Annotated in this window: 14 protein-coding genes and 2 pseudogenes; 10 read left to right on the top strand and 6 right to left on the bottom strand. The window is 53.9% G+C overall.

Annotation, left to right across the window (positions count from 1 at the left end; genetic code table 11):
* Positions 1 to 75: 75 nt before the first annotated feature.
* The 7 genes from ACIPIJ_RS11805 (at position 76) to ACIPIJ_RS11775 (ending at position 11134) form a co-directional block, all read left to right on the top strand.
* Positions 76 to 321, top strand: a complete 246-nt coding sequence (locus ACIPIJ_RS11805; protein ID WP_401077562.1) for an antitoxin Xre/MbcA/ParS toxin-binding domain-containing protein — start codon at positions 76 to 78, stop codon at positions 319 to 321.
* A gap of 1435 nt (positions 322 to 1756) precedes the next feature.
* Positions 1757 to 4027: a hypothetical protein gene (locus ACIPIJ_RS11800; RefSeq protein ID WP_401076559.1), complete on the top strand. Its 2271-nt coding sequence runs from the start codon at positions 1757 to 1759 to the stop codon at positions 4025 to 4027.
* On the top strand, positions 4024 to 6303 hold the full coding sequence (locus ACIPIJ_RS11795) for a hypothetical protein (RefSeq protein WP_401076557.1): 2280 nt from the start codon (positions 4024 to 4026) through the stop codon (positions 6301 to 6303). Before ACIPIJ_RS11800 ends, ACIPIJ_RS11795 begins: the two co-directional genes overlap by 4 nt.
* On the top strand, positions 6303 to 6803 hold the full coding sequence (locus tag ACIPIJ_RS11790; protein ID WP_191087650.1) for a hypothetical protein: 501 nt from the start codon (positions 6303 to 6305) through the stop codon (positions 6801 to 6803). Before ACIPIJ_RS11795 ends, ACIPIJ_RS11790 begins: the two co-directional genes overlap by 1 nt.
* Positions 6804 to 8189: a tyrosine-type recombinase/integrase gene (locus ACIPIJ_RS11785; RefSeq protein ID WP_191087651.1), complete on the top strand. Its 1386-nt coding sequence runs from the start codon at positions 6804 to 6806 to the stop codon at positions 8187 to 8189. It abuts the gene before it with no gap.
* Between the two features lie 1156 nt (positions 8190 to 9345).
* On the top strand, positions 9346 to 9957 hold the full coding sequence (locus ACIPIJ_RS11780) for an FMN-dependent NADH-azoreductase (protein ID WP_401076554.1): 612 nt from the start codon (positions 9346 to 9348) through the stop codon (positions 9955 to 9957).
* Between the two features lie 130 nt (positions 9958 to 10087).
* A complete protein-coding gene (locus ACIPIJ_RS11775) occupies positions 10088 to 11134 on the top strand; it encodes an alpha/beta hydrolase family protein (RefSeq protein ID WP_401076551.1) in 1047 nt (348 codons plus the stop codon).
* Here the strand turns inward: ACIPIJ_RS11775 and ACIPIJ_RS11770 are convergent.
* The 3 genes from ACIPIJ_RS11770 to ACIPIJ_RS11760 form a co-directional block, all read right to left on the bottom strand.
* On the bottom strand, positions 11096 to 12358 hold the full coding sequence (locus tag ACIPIJ_RS11770; RefSeq protein ID WP_401077560.1) for an MFS transporter: 1263 nt from the start codon (positions 12356 to 12358) through the stop codon (positions 11096 to 11098). The genes ACIPIJ_RS11775 and ACIPIJ_RS11770 overlap by 39 nt on opposite strands.
* Positions 12359 to 12444: 86 nt before the next feature.
* A complete protein-coding gene (locus ACIPIJ_RS11765; RefSeq protein ID WP_401076549.1) occupies positions 12445 to 14031 on the bottom strand; it encodes an ABC-F family ATPase in 1587 nt (528 codons plus the stop codon).
* Between the two features lie 32 nt (positions 14032 to 14063).
* Positions 14064 to 14378, bottom strand: coding sequence for an integrase (locus tag ACIPIJ_RS11760; protein ID WP_401076546.1), 315 nt, complete (start codon positions 14376 to 14378; stop codon positions 14064 to 14066).
* A 372-nt stretch (positions 14379 to 14750) separates the two neighbouring features.
* Between ACIPIJ_RS11760 and ACIPIJ_RS11755 the strand changes: the two genes are divergently transcribed.
* Complete coding sequence (locus ACIPIJ_RS11755) at positions 14751 to 15053, top strand: hypothetical protein (RefSeq protein WP_401077559.1); 303 nt, start codon at positions 14751 to 14753, stop codon at positions 15051 to 15053.
* A gap of 303 nt (positions 15054 to 15356) precedes the next feature.
* Here ACIPIJ_RS11755 and ACIPIJ_RS11750 read toward each other — a convergent pair whose 3' ends face one another.
* The gene (locus tag ACIPIJ_RS11750; protein ID WP_401076543.1) at positions 15357 to 15677 is read right to left on the bottom strand and encodes a hypothetical protein; all 321 of its coding nucleotides are present in this window, start codon (positions 15675 to 15677) and stop codon (positions 15357 to 15359) included.
* A gap of 1291 nt (positions 15678 to 16968) precedes the next feature.
* Entirely contained in the window at positions 16969 to 17250 is a 282-nt protein-coding gene (locus ACIPIJ_RS11745; protein ID WP_401076540.1) for a hypothetical protein, read from the bottom strand.
* A gap of 89 nt (positions 17251 to 17339) precedes the next feature.
* On the opposite strand from ACIPIJ_RS11745, the gene ACIPIJ_RS11740 reads away from it, so the two are divergent.
* Both ACIPIJ_RS11740 and ACIPIJ_RS11735 read left to right on the top strand, forming a co-directional pair.
* Positions 17340 to 17540 carry a hypothetical protein gene (locus ACIPIJ_RS11740; RefSeq protein WP_401076538.1) on the top strand — a complete coding sequence of 67 codons (201 nt, stop codon included), beginning with the start codon at positions 17340 to 17342 and terminating at the stop codon, positions 17538 to 17540.
* A 109-nt stretch (positions 17541 to 17649) separates the two neighbouring features.
* Positions 17650 to 17793 (top strand): annotated as a pseudogene (locus tag ACIPIJ_RS11735) (IS5/IS1182 family transposase); the annotation flags it as partial.
* Positions 17794 to 17873: 80 nt separating this feature from the next.
* Here ACIPIJ_RS11735 and ACIPIJ_RS11730 read toward each other — a convergent pair.
* A pseudogene (locus ACIPIJ_RS11730) lies at positions 17874 to 18017 on the bottom strand (hypothetical protein); the annotation flags it as partial.
* Positions 18018 to 18060 lie beyond the last annotated feature (43 nt).

Below are 18060 nucleotides of genomic sequence, written 5' to 3'. Positions count from 1 at the left end.
CCCTTTGGCGACACACGAAACGACGCCGGTTGCCTAGGCTTGCCATAGGTTAGAAAATGCTGAGCCGGCGCTGCGATACAGCGAACCCAGAAGGAGTTGCCCATGAGCACGTTGCCCCCTGACCAACAGATTCGTTATTTGGAAGTGCTCGATGCAGCAACGCGCCTGTTCGGCGGAGATCTTGATTCAGCCCTGAATTGGATGTCACGTCCCATTGACGCGCTGGGTGGTAAAACACCGGCTAGCATGATCACGACAAAACTGGAAACTCGCACCATCATCGATTTCATCTGGCGCCTGGAGCATGGTTTCGTAGCCTGAGTGCCCTTGAAAGCCTCCATCGAGTTTGGGTTGCCTTTGCGCCGGGAGTCGCCGACCACGTGGGACTCGCTCCAATACCCGAGGCTCAGACAGCCTTGCCTCCGGGGACTCACTTAGATGCCACACAACACTCCCTCGATCCTCACTGACGAGGAGTTCGAGACCATGATGGGTTAACGTCGACACGGCAGAGGGCTAGATGCTTGAGCGATTGTTGCTGAACCGTACCCAAAGCAGCTCAGTGTCGTTCAGTCGGAACAGCAATGGTCGACTGATCGTCGTCAACCAATCGACGATGGCAGTCACTGAGCCACAAGCATGTGGCGGCTCAGCAACCGACGCCCACGACCAGCCCTTTAAGAGTAATAGACGCATCTGCTTGATACGGTTTGTCTGGGCCTGTCCTACTTAGAGGCTGTAGATCTCTGCATTTATCCAGGTAGTGAGGATGCGGCCTCCATCAGTTTCTGAGTCATCACTGACCGTCTGTACGCATGCAACGTAACACCCTGCCCCCCGAGGCCAGCACGAAGTACCCACTGGTGGAATATTCGAGCAATTTTCACCCTGTGCAAAGGCCCAGGCCCGGTGCGACTTGGGAAAAGTAATTCGCCCGGAATAGCGTTCGAAAATTCCACGCTCCGCAAAACTACAGATTCTGTAGGGAAGTGAACGTCTTGACGATGAGAAGATTTGGATGCACGCAGAATTACGGAGTTACCAACTCCATGTTTTGCTCCAGCAACATCGAACGCTCGAAATCCTAATGAAAGCAGTTCGTGCAGTGCCATCTCCATTTTATTGCCAGAGTCGCGCGCTGCAATTGCGATCTGATTTAACTCGTCAGCAGTTAAGGCCCGTACTACAAGAGTGCGAGCCTGGGATTTGTCACGGTTGGAAGGTTTTGTAGCCATCTTGACTCCAAAAAGCTTGTGAACTGCCGTTAGGGAGGATTCTGTAAGGGGCGATTACTTATCTAAGTGCTGGTGCGCAAAGTTGTCAATATTTGATTTTCGTTAAGTTGAGCGTCTTTCTTGCCCAACCCCTTTGGCGACGGGGGCAGGCAGGGCACTGCAGCTCGACCGAGTGTGCTGACAGAGCCAACCTAGAGAATCGTGAAGCAATAATATCTATATATATCAATAGGTTAGTTTATTTTTGAATTTGCTCTGACTCCAGCAGATAGCCCTCTCGTTGGGTTTTGCCCAAATTGGGCAAAACCCATCACCTGTGGTTGAGCCCACCGTAGCAGGTGCTTAATCAGCGCCATAAAAACATGCTCAGCAGATGCCTAGGCGTGAACGGATAATCAATATTTCTCAAATTTAAATCGCTGGCCTTTATGATGCTGGTCAATATATATGCACGATAAAAAATAGTTGCCATCCCGGATAATAAATGTTAGGTGTAATATAAAGAATTAATGTTGCTAGTCATGATAAACACAGCCGCCTATTCATACTTTCCAAGTGTTAATTTTTCAGCAAGCGAGTTGGCGCAGGCTCGCAACTTCTTTCCTGACCCTAAAGTCAGAACCACCTTGGATCAAGGGTTAAGGTTGTTTGACATGTTTATGGTCGTTACTAATTTGAAGCGAGAAAACTTAGATGACGAGCTAATAATGTCTAAATTTTGGGGCTTTCTATTGGTGGAGACCGATGTTGTTTATACACATGCTTGGTTGCTATTGACTAAGGTCAGACATGTTGCACACCTGTTGGGCATCAATGTTGATAGATTTCGTGATACTTGTGGTGCGAAAAAAGAGAAGGAATGTCGGCTTGCATATTCCAGGGTGCCAAAAAATTACATCAAACTTAAATACTATAAGGGTTGGTGGGTAAAATATCACGATGACAAGCCTATATTTATAAATCTGGTGGCAGTGCACCATCAATATGGTGAGGGCTTGTGTGAGAAGATATATCGGAGATGTAGAGACTACATACAAAAATTCCCGAGAACTACTGGGGTCTCAAAAAATAGAAGTATCTCGATATTAATGAGGATTGTAACTGAGCACTTCTGGAATGTCGAAGAATTGCGCCTCCTTGAAAATCCTTTAGAAATGCACGAATTTTTTTCCACGACTTTTGACATCGAATATGATCGCTGGCTAGATCAAGGATTTAAGTCCAAGGTTTTCTTGAGTGATTGGCGTGCAATGATGCTAGTTGTTGAAGAGGTTTTTATTACGCATGGCTTCTTGCCGAAAAAGTTATTTGACTTCACGTTTCATGGACGTGTGGAGCTGGCAGGGAATAATCCGTTTCAATCTCAAGGAGAAGACAAAGGAATTGTCAGTGCGATTACTGCTATTCCTTTGCATATTGAGAATGAGGACGCTGCGCAAAAGTTATATCATCAAATAAATAATGACGCCGCGAAGCTGAGAGCTGCTTGTGAGAAAGCTAGAGAAGCCACGCTTGCCAACCACAGGCGCCGGATCGAAGCGAGCAAGGTTGACGTAGACTCGCCTGGTTTTTGTGATACTTACAGTAAGGAAGAGCAGTCGTACATTATTCTTTGCAGGAAATGGGCGCAGCGACCCTATTTTACTGACGATGATCGGGAATTCGAAAATTACTTTGGTGCAAGTAAAACTTATGTGAGAAATGCGCTAGGCCTGCTGGATAGCACAACGTTGCTACCCTTTATTTATCTTCTAATTCTTGAGTGCCCTAGCATTACGGGCTCTTGGTTGAATAACCATCGTATCACAGATAAATTCGGACAGAGATTTGGCTTTGATGATGAACTCAACAGTGCTGTGAGTTCTAAGCCCAGGAGAGGGGCGAAACTAGCGCGTCAGGTGGTCAGGTCAACACCGAAGGCACGAGAGTTGTTTCCTGAAATATATGAGCTGACTGCTGAAGCACGGGAGTATTTGAAGCGCGAGAACGATCCGGCTTACCACTACACTTTTCTAAGCACTGCAACAGGTATAACACGGCCTAAAAGGATTCCAAAAATCAGAGGAATGGCTGTTCAAGGAAATGGGCAATCATTGCTGGCCATGCGTATTTTGGATCAATTTGGTGATCAAGGGTCAGTGATGCTTAAACGGATTTCCTTGAAAAGAGTAAGGGTCACCGCAGCCGTAATCGTTTATTTTCAAACAAACAGCGTGCAAGCCATGTCAGAGGCTTTGGGGCATGCAGATTATAACGTCAAGCTCATTGACAAGTATCTGCCAAAAGCGATACGTAAGTTCTATCTCGGGAGATGGATCCGGCTCTTCCAGAATGGGATGATTCTTGAGGCATTCCAAGGAACTCGATACTTGATGGAAGTAATGGACGTGAATTCACTCGATGAGATGAACGAGTTTATTCGCCTTCATAAATTGAAACCATTGCCCCCTCAACTTACCTTGGAGAACTGGCTTCCTGCAGATCAGCGAAATCCCTCCCAAACACAGGCTGAAGGCGTCCTGCCGGTAGATTACGGTATATCGACTTTTATGATCTGCATTGATCACGTAATAGTTCAACTGCAGAACGCAGGGCGTGAGGTGCCGCAGGTGCTTGAATCATGGCAGCTACATGCGGCGTTCACACGGCATGCTGTGGAGCTTTACAAAACAGGTGAACTGGAAATGATTTCTGATGAGGTTGCCACCATCTTGTCCAGCATCGAACTATCAATTCCTCTTGTGGCAAATATTTACCAATGGATTGGTTTGGAATATTTGGAGGAAGCATGAAGGGTTCTAAAGAAACCAAGGATTATAAAAATGAAGATGTTCTTGAAGAAGATCAAGCCGATCTTGGCTCAATGCGCTATTACGAACGAAGGCTGTACCTTAAGCAGTTAAGAGATCAAGGAGGATTTGGCGATCTGGAAATGGACTTCCCCAGTTGGCTGGTTGAAGGTACGTCATTCGAATCCAATGTGTGGGAATGCCGATTCGGAAGTGAAGGCAATTATGTAAGAATGTCTGTGGATTTTAACGTAAGCTTAGAAGATGGTAGTTTTCTTACGGACGTTGCCAATGCTCAGTTGCTGAGAGGGTTCAAGGCCTTCTTGGCTGTGCAGTTGCATCCCAGGTACAACAATAACCAAAGGCGGCAAGGTGAAACAGAGGCCGAAATATTTAAATGCGGCCTTAAATTTGTCGATCATATACTGATGAATGGTGAGCGATTTCAGCTATCGAAGCTGGGGCTTAACTTGATGAGGAAGGTAGACTTTACGGACTACCTGATAAATCATACGAAATATCCCGCATCCACCTACCTTTACAGTTATCCAGCCAGGCTTGCAGTACTTCTCAGGAAAGTGTCTTCCGGTATCATGCCTAGTGATATTGAGTTGATCGCTGAAAGTTTTCCCTTCCTAGATGAGGTTTCACCGGAGTGGGAGCGTGAACTAGATTTAGATGATGACGAGTTATTGCGCGCGCGTGCTTATATTTATGAAAATGCCTTGTACAAAAATGTACTTGGAATAAAGCAGTACAATTCAGCCACCTTTACACAAATATTGTACAGAAATACGCTAGCTGGTAAAAGCCTGGTGCCGAAGACCTTTCCTGAATTAAATGAAGGTTTTACGTGGAAGACCGAGTTTCCGCCTGTCCCTGTTCGTAACGAGAGCACAGTTCCGGTTTCCAGAAAAATGCTGAGTAGGCATTTTAACGCTGTGCGACTAATGGGCTTGGCGCAACAGTTGGTACCCGGATTGAATTTTAATCTAAAGGTGCTAACCAAATTAACTTACCGCTCGGTATATAAAAGGATTCCCAAAAAGGTTGAGGGGAATTTTCGCTCCTTGCCAGGAGAGGTTGTATATAAGTTGATTCGCGACTCGCACGTGTATATTAGAAACAATGCGAGGGCAATATTCTGGAATGTTATTGCTCGCGCCATTGATAATAAGGTGCATGGCAGATATGTCAAGGCGAATCACCGATCAGCTTGTAATGACAAAATTCGGCGCGGAATGATGTCGAATGCTAATAAGTACGAGTGTTGGCTCACGCCGTTCTCAGAGCGAGATGAGGAGTACTATGAATATTTCAGGTCTGATAAAAGTCTGCATGACTCATTTGTAACGCTGATGGGGGCGTATTTAATAATACTCGGCGCGCTAACTGCAAGAAGGCAAAGGGAGTTGCTGGGAATGGTGGAGGGCAATTGTTTAAAGCCAAACAAAAATCCTAACCTTCCCGAAAACAAATGCGTACAGTACGAAATCGGCTTCATGGCCGGAAAAACAGGTGATCGTCATACAAAGGAGTTTCTGACTGTACCCATCCCTAGGTTGGTAGCGAAGTTGTTGTGGACGCTTAAGGAAGTACATCAGGATTGTGTTCGGCTGGATTTGATTCCAAAAAATACTCCGCTACTTATTTTTATTCGGCCTGATAACTTAAGCTTTAGGCAGATGTGCCCCACAACTTACAATGCATGTTTGAGTACTATTTGTGATTTCACTCAAACACCCACGGTCGTATTGGAAAGCGGGCAAGTAGCACGCTTCTATGTCAGGCAGCATCAGTTGAGGCGCTTCTTTGCTATGGCTTTCTTTGCGGCTGCTGGCTTCAAAGACCTCGATGCTCTCCGTGCATTTTTGGGGCACAGTGATATTCAGCATCTTTACACATATATAGTGGAGATTACGCCAGGTGCTATGCTTCAAAGTGTGAAGACGGAAGCCCTTGCGAAAGCCGTGCTAGCTAAGGATTCGAGTATTGAACACCTTAACACTGTCAAGTATGCATTGTGTAAGATGCATGAGCTTCACGATCTGAGTATTAAGACCATCCCTGAATTGCGCATGATTTTGGAGAAAGCTGCTGCATGTGAGGATGCACCCAGTGCCGAGGAGTTGGCCAAGTTATCTGATTCCGAAATTTACTCAAACCTTAAGCATCTTGTAGCTTCGAAACTGATTGACCTTGTTCCTACACGTGCATGCCTGATGACCAGCAATGGTGTGCAGGCCGATATCCATCTGATGGTGAGGGTAAATCATTGATGGATGGCAAGCGTAGGGCCACCAAAGCCTCAGTTGTTCAGCTAATTGAACTGCTGACCCAAGCAGCAAATATACCTTCCGAATTTTCACAAGATGACCCTCTGCGGGAAGCTGTCAAAACTCAAGTGAAACTGGCTGCATATTGCAACGAGGAGCGAGGTATTGTCGGATGTAGCCTTAATACTTTCAAGGCACTGGCTTGCACTCTAGGGGAGGGCTTTACAGGGGTTGAAGCCTTAAGGATTAAGGCCGAAAAAGCCCTCAGTCGACGTCCTAGGCCACGTGTCGCTAACTCTCGCAGGGATTTGCAGGAGAAGAAGGCTAGCCTTCAAAAAATTATAGCGTCTCAAGATCGAGATTTGCAGCAATTGAGTCTTGTGATCAGCGAAATGAAAAGTCTCTGCAATCACTTGGTTGATCTGGACTTGATTGATAGGAAAGCCTATTACGAACTTGAAATAAGCAGAATCAATCAGATGCTGCAGAAAAGGAGGAAATAAATGACTGACTCACAGTTGCATCGCCCACTTCCTCCCGGAGCCAAGCTGAACGCCGGATTGACTTATGACGCCGATATAGGGGAGGATGCTGAGGGCATTCCATGTTTTTATTGGACTAACGGACAATATTGCTTTGAGGTGAACTCGTACATTCTACATATGTGGGTCAATGAGAAAAAGTCCCTGACCAATAAAGGTGGCTCACTCAGGCAAGATTGCATGCTGCTCAGCCATTTGATTAGGTTTGTAGAGAAAAACCGACTTAGTTTCCTGCGGCTGACTGATACTTATTTTACGATGTTTATAAAGGGATTAAGCGCAGATGTCGATGAGCACGGTGAATTAGCTCGTCAACCCAGTATGGTACGATCTATTGGCTCGCGCTGCTTAGATTTCTTATCTTACTGCGGTGAATTTTTTGACTTGCCGGATTTTGTGGCACTTGGCGGAGTCATTCGTGGAGTTAAAGTAGATGCCGCCATGCGAAGTAAGCACAAATCGACCTGTCGTCGAATCGCTTGGTATCATCACTCTTTTCCTGTTTCCTCAGAAGACGGGCGCAGAGAGCCTGTTACTGACAGTTCAATAAAAGCGTTGAGGGTCGCTGCCAGGAAGCAGCCATTAAAGAAAGGCGCGAGATCCAAGATAATTATTTCGGTGCTGATAAATACTGGGTGCAGGCGTATAGAGGCCGCTCGCATCACTGTGCCGGATATTATGGAGGCATACCGATCAGGTTTGAGTCATCCATTACTGCGTGTGCCGTCCGCTAAAGGGCATAATGAGTATCGATTTGTGCCTGTACCGCACGTAGTTCTTAAGTCCTGGGTCGACTACATAACAGACTTTCGGATACCTATGGTTGACGATTGGTGTGCTAGGCATAAGAAAAAATTTGATGATCATGGCTTTCTTTTTATTTGTATAAAAAGTTGTCAGCCGCTCTCCATAAATACACTGACGAATGAAATTGGCGACCTTAAAAAGCTTGCCGGTCTTGAGGTGCGTTCTCACCCCCATATGTTTCGTCATCGTTTCATTACGGACAAATTTAAAGAACTCATTATTCAGTACGATCTTCAAAATACTGATGTGATGCGCCGGGCTCTTGCCAATTCTGAAGTAATCAAAAGGGTGCTTCAGCAATGGTCAGGGCACAAGCTTACGGAGAGCCTGGATCGCTACATTCATCTTGCGTTCAACGAATTGGCCCGGATGGAGAAGGTAGTAGAAGGGGTGTTCGTTGAGGCCTCTGTGAAAGCCCTGGATGCATTGCTTGAAGAGTATTACGAGGACTGGCAAGCGGGGCTGATCTCTGCGCAAGAACAAGCGGAGCGGACGAACAAGGCCGTGAAGGACTTCCTTCGCACCCGGGGTAAGCATTGACCAAGCTGGTGGGCTGCTCGCCTGTAAAAGATCTCCGGAGAAGATCAGACTCACGCCTTGGAGGCGAATGCTGCACCAATGGCTGTCAGGGCCCACCGGGAGCTAAGTCTGTACTCAGGGCGCGCTCCTGGCCCCTTTGTACCGCGCTCAGCCGTCATGGCATTATCGAGCCAGACGAGAAGCCTGACGAAGGAAAGAACGATGAACCTCAAGGGAAGAGATGGAGTAGAAGTCACGATCCCAGATGGATGCCATGGACTGGAAGGTCGCGACGGGAGAATGGTGGCTATCCCCAAAGGTGGCCATGGTCTCCAAGGGCGCGATGGACGCATGGTTGGGATCAGGCCGGGCGGTCATGGCCTTGAGGGTCGAGATGGAAGGATGGTTGCGATTCCCAAGGGTGGTCACGGCCTTCAAGGGAGAGATGGACGCATGGTCGGCATACCTCCAGGTGGACATGGCCTTCAGGGGAGGGATGGGCGTATGGTCGCCATCCCGAAAGGTAAGCACGGCGTGGAAAATGAGAAGGGCAGGATGCAGGCGAAGGGCTAGCCGCTCCGGAGACCCAGCCTCCATTCCCTCAGCTATGACCACAATCAGCAAGCGAAGCTGGTTCGCATGGTGAGCATCAACGCACGGGGTCGGGCCCAGCGATCAATGGTTCAGATGCAGCTCCGGCAGGCTTATCCTCTAAAGCTCGAAATACGGCGCCGCAGATCTTTGGTTTACAAAGCCCGGGGTCAGAAGCCTCGTGCCGGTAGGTTGGCTGGTCTGAATGCGGTGGAGAGTATTGATGGATAAGTGGCAGGGAGGGGATTGGGGTAGGGCGATTTTGAGAGAGGTTCAGGAGCAGTGAGTTAGGTCGATTATCTCGGTTATTGCGTTATCTACCCCCTGAGTAGGCTGCGAGATTGATGTCAGTTACGCGCTCAAAGCACTGGAGCTCAATGTTGAAGAGGGTAGGGTTTTGATCAAAATCGGGGGGTTAAGTGGTTCGTCTAGGAAAACGTTGAGGTCTTGCATGGCGCGGTCTCACTGTTCTATCTGTGGGACAAACTAACGCATTTTTGCTGGCTTATCAGCTATTCGACGCTTCGGTAGGATTCTCCCCATCGTGATCGCCCACCGCTGCGGTCTTCATTCACAGGAGAGTCCCATGAAACTGTTGCACATCGATTCGAGCATCCTGGGCGACAATTCCGCCTCCCGCCAACTGAGCCGCGAAGTGGTCGAAGCCTGGCAAGCCGCTGAGCCTGGCATCGAAGTGGTCTACCGCGACCTGGCCGCTGACGGCATCGCCCACTTCTCGGCAGCCACCCTGGTAGCGGCCGGCACCCCGGAAGACGTACGCGATGCAGCCCAGGCCTTCGAAGCCAAGCTGAGCGCCGAAACCCTGGAAGAATTCCTCGCCGCCGACGCCGTGGTGATTGGCGCGCCGATGTACAACTTCACCGTGCCGACCCAACTCAAGGCCTGGATCGACCGCGTTGCAGTGGCCGGCAAGACCTTCCGCTACACCGAAGCCGGCCCTGAAGGCCTGTGCGGTAACAAGAAAGTGGTGTTGGTATCGACGGCTGGAGGTCTGCATGCTGGCCAGCCGTCTGGCGCCGGCCATGAAGATTTCCTCAAGGTGTTCCTCGGTTTCATCGGTATCACCGAGCTGGAAATTGTCCGTGCCCACGGCCTGGCCTACGGCCCTGAGCACCGCAGCAAGGCTATCGACGCCGCCCAGGCGCAGATTGCCAACGAGCTGTTCGCTGCGGCCTGATCGTCAGGCGTGGAAAACCCGGTTGTCGCCTGCGCGTCAGCCGGTTTTTTTCATCCAGTTTTCATCTGCCGCCCGGCAACACCGGCCTATTCTGACGCTATCCCCTCGCTCCATGCGGAATAGCCGGCCGATGAACACCGCGCGTTGGTTGCTGGCACTGCTTCTGTTCGGTGGCCTGTTGGCCCAGGCCGAGGCTGCACCTTGGGTGGCCGGCCTGCACCATATGACCTTGACCGACCCGGTCGACGCCCGCCCGATGCAGGCATTGGCGTTCTACCCGGCCCAGGGTACGCCCCACAGCAGCCGGATCGACGGCTACCCCGTCGATGTCGCTGATGAAGCCCCGGTGGCCCTCGGGCAATTTCCGCTGCTGGTGCTGTCGCACGGCAACACCGGCAGCCCGCTGGCCTTGCACTACCTGGCCACGTCGCTGGCACGCCAGGGGTTTGTCGTCGTCGCAGTTGTGCACCCCGGCGACAATGCCCGTGATCACAGCCGCCAGGGCACCCTGAGCAACCTTTACGGGCGCCCATTGCAGGTCAGTGCCGCGATCACCGCCGCCCGTGACGACACACTGCTCGGGCCTTACCTGAATGACGGTAAGGTCGGCGTGATCGGCTATTCGGCCGGCGGTGAAACCGCATTGATCCTTTCAGGCGCCCAGCCTGACCTCGACCGCCTGCGCCAGTACTGCCTGGAACGTCCCACCGACGGCGATGCGTGCAAGACCCACGGCGTGCTGATCGCCGACCGCAGTGAATTGGCCCCGAAGGCGGATGCAAGGGTGGGCGCGGTGATGCTGATGGCCCCGTTGAGCTTGATGTTTGGGCGCCATGCCCTGTCTAGCGTCAACGTGCCGGCCCTGATCTACAGCGGCGACAATGACCAACTGTTGGCCGTGGACCGCAATGCCGAAGCGCTGGCGCGCAAGTTACCGGTAACGCCGGACTACCGGCTGTTGGCCGGCGCTGGGCATTTCGTGTTCATGGCCCGCTGTGATGATGAGCAATGGCTCCGCATGGCAGCGCTGTGCAAGGACGCAGCCGGCGTCGACCGCCGCCATATCCACCACTCTTTGCAGCGCGACACCGCGGCCTTCTTCAGCCAGGCCCTGGGCGCGCCTGAACACGCCGAACGTTCAGCCGCGACGGCTGCGCCGCGCCAGCAGCAACGTTAGGCCAACCCCAGCCAAGGCCAGCAGGGCTGCGACGCAGAAGATCGAGGCATACCCCAGGTGCACCGCCACGGCGCCCATCACCGGCCCGGCGACTGCCAACGCCATGTCGAAGAACACCGCATAGGCGCCCAACCCCGCGCCGCGGCTGCTGCTGGGCACCTGCTTGATCGCCTCGACGCCCAGCGCCGGGTACACCAGCGACAGGCCAAAACCGGTGAGGCCGGCACCGACCAAGGCCCACAGCGGCGAGGGCGCGAGCCACAGCAGGGTCAAGCCGACCACCTCGGTGGCCATGCAGGCGATTGCCACGTTGTAGCCGCCAAAGCGGTTGACGGCGTTGACGAACAACAGCCGCGAAATGATGAAACACACGCCGAAGGCACTCAGGCACCAGGCTGCGCCTAGCCAGCCGCGCTCCAGGTAATAAAGGGTGACGAACGTGGTCAGGGTCCCGTAGCCGATCGATGCCAGGGTAAGCCCCAGGCCACACGGCGCAACACGGCCGAACGCCGACCAGAACGGCAGCCGCTCACCCCGCACCACCACCACGTCCGGCCTTTTGCGCAGCACCAGCAACCCCAGCACGGCAAGCACCAGCAAGGTGGGCCCGAGTACGCTGAAATCCAGGCCATCAACCGCCAGCACGCCAACCGGTGCGCCGATGGCGATGGCGCCGTACGAAGCAATGCCGTTCCAGGAGATCACCCTCGCCGTATGCTCAGGCCCTACCTGGCTGATGCCCCAGCTTAGCGTCGCAACGCCGATCAGGCCCTGGGCAAGCCCCAGCAGCAAGCGCCCGCCCAGCAACAGCAACAGGCTCAGCAGTGGTGCGCTCAGCGTCCAGGCCGAGGCGAACGTCAACACCCCGCAAGCAGCAATGCCCATCAGGCCGTAACGGATCGCCTGCTTGCCGCCCAGTGTATCCGCCACGCGTCCGGCAAAAGGCCGGCTGAGCAGGGTGGCCAGGTACTGCAGGCCGATGGTCACCCCGGCAATCACCGCACCAAAGCCCAACTGGTCGTGCACATAGCTGGGCAACACCGCGATCGGCAGGCCGATGCAGAGAAACGCGATGAAGGTGTAGAAGACGATCGACAAGATCTGCAGGGTGATACTGAAAGTGCTGCTGGCGGGGGCGGGCTGTTGCGCGGTCATGGGCTCGTTCGCGGGCGGGCGGTTGGGCGTGGCTTCATCATGGCCGTTGCGCGAAGGAAATGAAAGCAGGCTAACGAATTATTCCTCGGGGAATCTCAGAAGGCGGGATAGCGATGGCCTGGCCATCCATAGATGGCCAGGCCCGCTCAGTTACTTCAGACCACTACGCCCTGGCTGCGCAGGTAGTCGTCATAGGTACCGCTGAAGTCCACCACACCGTCCGGCGACAGTTCGATGATGCGGGTTGCCAGCGACGACACGAACTCACGGTCGTGGCTGACGAACAGCAGTGTCCCCGGGTAGTTCTCCAGCGCCAGGTTCAGCGCCTCGATCGATTCCATGTCCAGGTGGTTGGTCGGTTCGTCCATCACCAGCACGTTCGGCTTCTGCAGGATCAGCTTGCCGAACAGCATGCGGCCTTGCTCACCACCGGAAATCACCTTCACCGACTTCAGGATCTCGTCGTTGGAGAACAGCATGCGCCCCAGGGTGCCGCGGATCACCTGCTCACCGGAGGTCCACTGGCCCATCCAGTCGAACAGGGTCAGGTCGTCTTCGAAGTCGTGTGCGTGGTCCTGGGCGTAGTAACCCACCTCGGCGCTGTCGGTCCACTTCACCGAACCCGCATCAGGCTTCATCTCGCCGACCAGGGTGCGCAGCAGGGTCGTCTTGCCGATACCGTTGGGGCCGATGATTGCTACGCGCTCGCCGGCTTCGACGGTGATATCGAAGTTCTTGAACAGCACCTTGTCGTCGAAGGCCTTGGCCATCTTCTCGACGACCACCGCCTGGCGGTGCAGCTTCTTGGTCTGCTCGAAGCGGATGAACGGGCTGACCCGGCTCGAAGGCTTGACCTCGGCCAGCTGGATCTTGTCGATCTGCTTGGCGCGCGAGGTGGCCTGCTTGGCCTTGGAAGCGTTGGCCGAGAAGCGGCTGACGAAGGTCTGCAGCTCGGCGATCTGGGCTTTTTTCTTGGCGTTGTCCGACAGCAGTTGCTCGCGCGACTGGGTGGCCGCGGTCATGTACTCGTCGTAGTTGCCCGGGAACAGGCGCAGCTCACCGTAGTCCAGATCAGCCATGTGCGTGCACACGCTGTTGAGGAAGTGCCGGTCGTGGGAAATGATGATCATGGTGCTGTTACGCGCCGTCAGAATCGTTTCCAGCCAACGGATGGTGTTGATGTCCAGGTGGTTGGTCGGTTCGTCGAGCAGCAGCACGTCCGGGTCCGAGAACAGCGCCTGGGCCAGCAGCACACGCAGCTTCCAGCCTGGCGCCACTTCGCTCATCGGGCCAAAGTGCTGTTCCAGCGGAATACCCAGGCCCAGCAGCAGCTCACCGGCGCGCGATTCGGCAGTGTAGCCGTCCATTTCGGCAAATTCGGTTTCCAGCTCGGCGACAGCCATGCCGTCTTCTTCGGTCATTTCCGGCAGCGAGTAGATGCGGTCACGCTCGGCCTTGACCTTCCACAGCTGGCCGTGGCCCATGATCACCGTGTCGATCACGGTGAATTCCTCATAGGCGAACTGGTCCTGGCGCAGCTTGCCCAGGCGGGTGTTCGGCTCGAGCATGACCTGGCCACCGGACGGCTCCAGATCGCCGCCGAGGATCTTCATGAAGGTCGACTTTCCGCAACCGTTGGCGCCGATCAGGCCGTAGCGGTTGCCGTTGTTGAATTTGACCGAGACGTTTTCGAACAGCGGCTTGGAGCCGAACTGCATGGTGATGTTAGCGGTAGAAATCAAGTGCTTGTCCTGCGGGGGTTCCAGAGGTGTATTTAGGCCCTCTCGTCATTTTTGGGCCAATTTTGGGCCAATTCGACGCGGGGCGGCAGCTTCTCCAGCTCCCTCCAGTCCGAGGAGGAGCTGATCCATTTCGCGTAGGTAGAAAGCAACATCTCGACGCTGTGGCCAAGCCGATTTGCAATGAACGCAGGGTTCATCCCAGGCATCAGGCACATGGTTGCGTAGGTGTGGCGGGTGTCGTACTGACGGCGTTCACGGATGTCCAGCGCCTTGAGCGCTGATTTGAAGTGGCGGATTGTAACACTTGGCTCGTTGATCCACAGCCCACCTTTACGAGGGTGGAACACGAACGGACTGACGGGGCGAGCAGATTAGAGGCCATGCGCTTCAGGTTGGCCATTCGCCGTGCCTAGCTGATGGCGTTGCGCCCGCTCATTGAGCAGGATTATCCGGTGATGCGTGGTCTTCGTCCGCTCTTGCGGCGCTCGTTCTACGAGGCTCAATGGCTAGCGGCTGAATCAGTTACTTTCTCCAGGCATGACGTCGTGCTTGGCCGCTATATCACGGCAAAAGTTGTACAAGTTATTGGTGGTGTAGAAGTTTTTGGGCCGGCGGTCCGATTCAGTTCGCAGTTCGGCCTTTTCCAGTTGTGCAGCGGCTGCGCTTCGCTATCGTGGTTTTTGGCCATACACGAAATGACTTCAGTCGTAGGAGGCGGCATGCGAATTCGCGGAGACGTTTATTGGCAGTGGGCGGATCCCACACTCCACCACCGAGAGCACGACGAAACGCTCGATGACGGCACGTTTATCGATGTTCAGGTGAGGCTGGCGCGGACGGGCAACACACAGATGTTCATCGGCGTCTATGCGCCCGCTGGCGCTGCGCTTCACGAAGAGGTCATCGACTCCCGCCCAGGCGAGTCGATGACCAGGGCACTGGCTTGGGGCGTGGGACGTGCGCGCCGAATCGCCACCGAGGGCCTGGTTGCAACAGAACATCTCGCGGCCTGCTCGAAATAGAGCGGAGAGTAGTCACAGCTGGCTGGAGTACACATGTGCTCCAGTCAGCATCTTCGCTACAGGATGGCTTTCGGCGCAAGAGCGAACCCCTTCACGGCCTCACTATAAATGAAGTGATCAGATACTCGGGCTGGCGCCTGATCTCAACTTCATTCAGCAGCGGCACCCACTTTGCTTGAGGCGCCTCAGGCACGGTGAAGCGATACGTCAAAGCTCACTGCGACGGAACAGGTGCACAGGGTTCAGCCGGGACCGATCGCGCCAGCTCGGGTAGGATGGCCGGCAAACTACCCTGCTGACGTTTTAAAGTTTGTACTGAATGGTGTAGGACGCATCAGTTCTTGGTTCTATCGTAATGGGAATGCCGAATAGCTTTCCTTGACACTCACTGACGATACAGCGATACACGGCCCCCTGCCGGAGCTGGTTCCACAAGCCTTCGTCATGTATCGATATACGCAATACGCGGTTGTTCGGATCCTCTCTGACCTGAGCAACGTGGTGATCCAGGTCGCAGCCGAAATCCGCAGGCGTCAGTTCTGGATCGTAGCCGATGAGCACGCCGTGCCTTTTCAGATCGTCCCTGATACGCTCAATTACGTCATCTGCTTCTTGTTTTAGCATGATCGTTATCTCGCGGTGCTTTCACTCATCAAAACTCTAGCTGACCCTGATGGTTTTCGCTGTCTATCGGCGTAACCAACGATTCTCCCTCATTCCTGACCTCACTCACCGGCTTATCTACTGGATACCAACGGAAATCCGCTGCCGGCCTGAACCCCTGTTTCAGGATTGACGAAGCCCGCTCCGGTGATGCACTCGGGTCGAGCCATTCCCGGGCAAGCCCAAGGTCAACGCCGAGGGGTTCCTGTCGTTTATATCGACCGGACCCTGGTCGCTTTCAGAGCAGACTGCGGCGTTCGGCTTCTCGTTTCGCTACAAGGGGCAGTGGAGCCCGTTCGCCCATCTCTACAGTTATCACTGAAGGTGCTCCGCAGCCATATCAACTACCACCGCTGCCGGAACCACCGCTGGACCCGCCACTGTCTCCTGTGCCGCCTCCTGCCCCACTACTACCGGTTCCGCTTCCACCGGTGCTACTACCTGGGCCAGGCTTGCCATCCGACCCGCTGGATTGACCGTTCTTGTTGGTGCCATCTCCCCCAGTATTGTCAGTGCCGTTGCTCCCGGTACTATTTCCTGTGCCAAGGCTGTCCCCGGGCGTTCCAGAGCCGCTTGCTCCGCCGCCCTTGGGGCTGCTCCCACTATCAGCGCCCGGCGTTCCTGGTGAGCCCACGCTGTTGTTGTCGTTCATGCTGCTTGCCGCTAACGCGAGTGGGGACCCAATGCCGACGCACATGGCTATCAGCAAGGTTTGGAGTCGAATCAGTTTCATAAGGACTCTCCCGTTATAGGGGTACATCCATTAGGGCGCTGGCGAGGGTACAGAGTGCCAACGGGGTGATAGGCGGTGGTGACATCGATTTATTCGGGTGGGGCAGGTAGATCGACGCAGGTCGTATGCCGGATCGGCATGAGTGGTCGATGTCGGGTGCCGGACCCATTGCCATTCCCACGATGCCGTTTGACTCAAGGTCGCGTTTTCCTTTTTGAAGGTAAGGCGCTGGCGGGCAGCGCCGTAGGGTTTATCCAGCGTCCGCTGACGCAGCCCATGTCTCGCGTCTTATCGAGCGGTGTTGCGCATCTCCTTTAGGGTCGCCCAAGAGGAGTTTAGATGGTAAGACAGATTTGCTGGTTGCAACTGGTTACAGCGGTTATCGAACTGATGACCGAAATGCTTCGGTACTTGAATACTTAATCGTCAAGCAAACAGGAGGCCGAAGCCGAGGTGGCACCAATAGGTGCTGCCTCGCAAGCGCGGGCAGCGACCATGCGGCAGGGCAAATCTTGAAGATCAGCATGGCTGTCGCATCGTTGTTGAAGCACGTGGCCAGTTCTTCGTAGGCCCGGTACTTTGCCTGGCTGTGTGTGGCTGCCCAGCACGCTGCACGTAATGGCGCGCATCGCCCAGCATGTACTGAACTTCATCCCTGTCGTACGTGCCGTTGGTGAGGACTTCCCACTGCTTGAGCGGGAGCATCTCAGCCACCTCGCCGCACTGCACATTCCTGGTGGGGTCGCTGTGAATACGCCGATGCGGGTCGCTGTCGAGGATGACGCCGATGTAGTTGCTCATGATCTTTTCCATGTATGCGCGCGCTCCGTGACCCGAGTGAAAGCGCGGGGTATCTTGGGTCCAAGGATGAATCATGAAAGGAGGATTGCATGCTGTGGTTCGGAACTGAAAAGGCCAGGTTTAAGGTTCAGCGGCGCATCACAGGCGTGGCTCTGTTGATCGCGATCTTCTTTTTGGCTGTTCAGGTCGAAGCGTACTTGTCAGGTAACGCTACTTGCGGCGATATATGGGACGGCGTTTTCATCACCGGCGTTGCTGGAGGTATGTTCTTCCTCGCAGGAAGATGGTGACCTAGTGCTGCCCTCCGCGGCCGGATGCGGCAGGGGGATTATCTGGCTTGGGAGGGGGTAGTGGCAGGAGTTCGAGTCGGAACTTCAGCCCATCTCAGGCTCATTCAGACGACAGCGCAACATCATCGAGTGCATGTTTGGGTGGCTGAAAGAAAAACGCCGGATCGTGACACGTTTCAACGAGCTCGCGAAAGGCTATGCCGCTCGGGGCTCGCTGATTTGTTCAATGCGGCGTTTGCGACATCTCTTTTCCATAGATCGCTCAATTCACGCCGGCCCACTGCACGGTTTTATGGCTGGGAAACGCTTAACGATCCTGTGCGCAGATGCTCATCATGACGCCCACCATTCATCCAGAGCAACCAGCCGCTGAATCGCCATACGATACCGACACTCAGCGGCAACAGTTCCCCTGATGGTTCCGCCGATGCTCTGCTCATAGAGCCCGTTGCACTCCGCTTGGGCGTACTGTTCCCAAAGCCCCTGGGACCGTCATCGCGATGCGGCCTTGGGCCGCACT

Origin of the sequence: Pseudomonas sp. NPDC087185 (assembly GCF_044744955.1) — a bacterium.
GTDB lineage: Bacteria > Pseudomonadota > Gammaproteobacteria > Pseudomonadales > Pseudomonadaceae > Aquipseudomonas.
The sequence above is the reverse complement of the archived record's forward strand: the minus strand, read 5'-3'. Positions and strand labels throughout refer to the sequence as shown.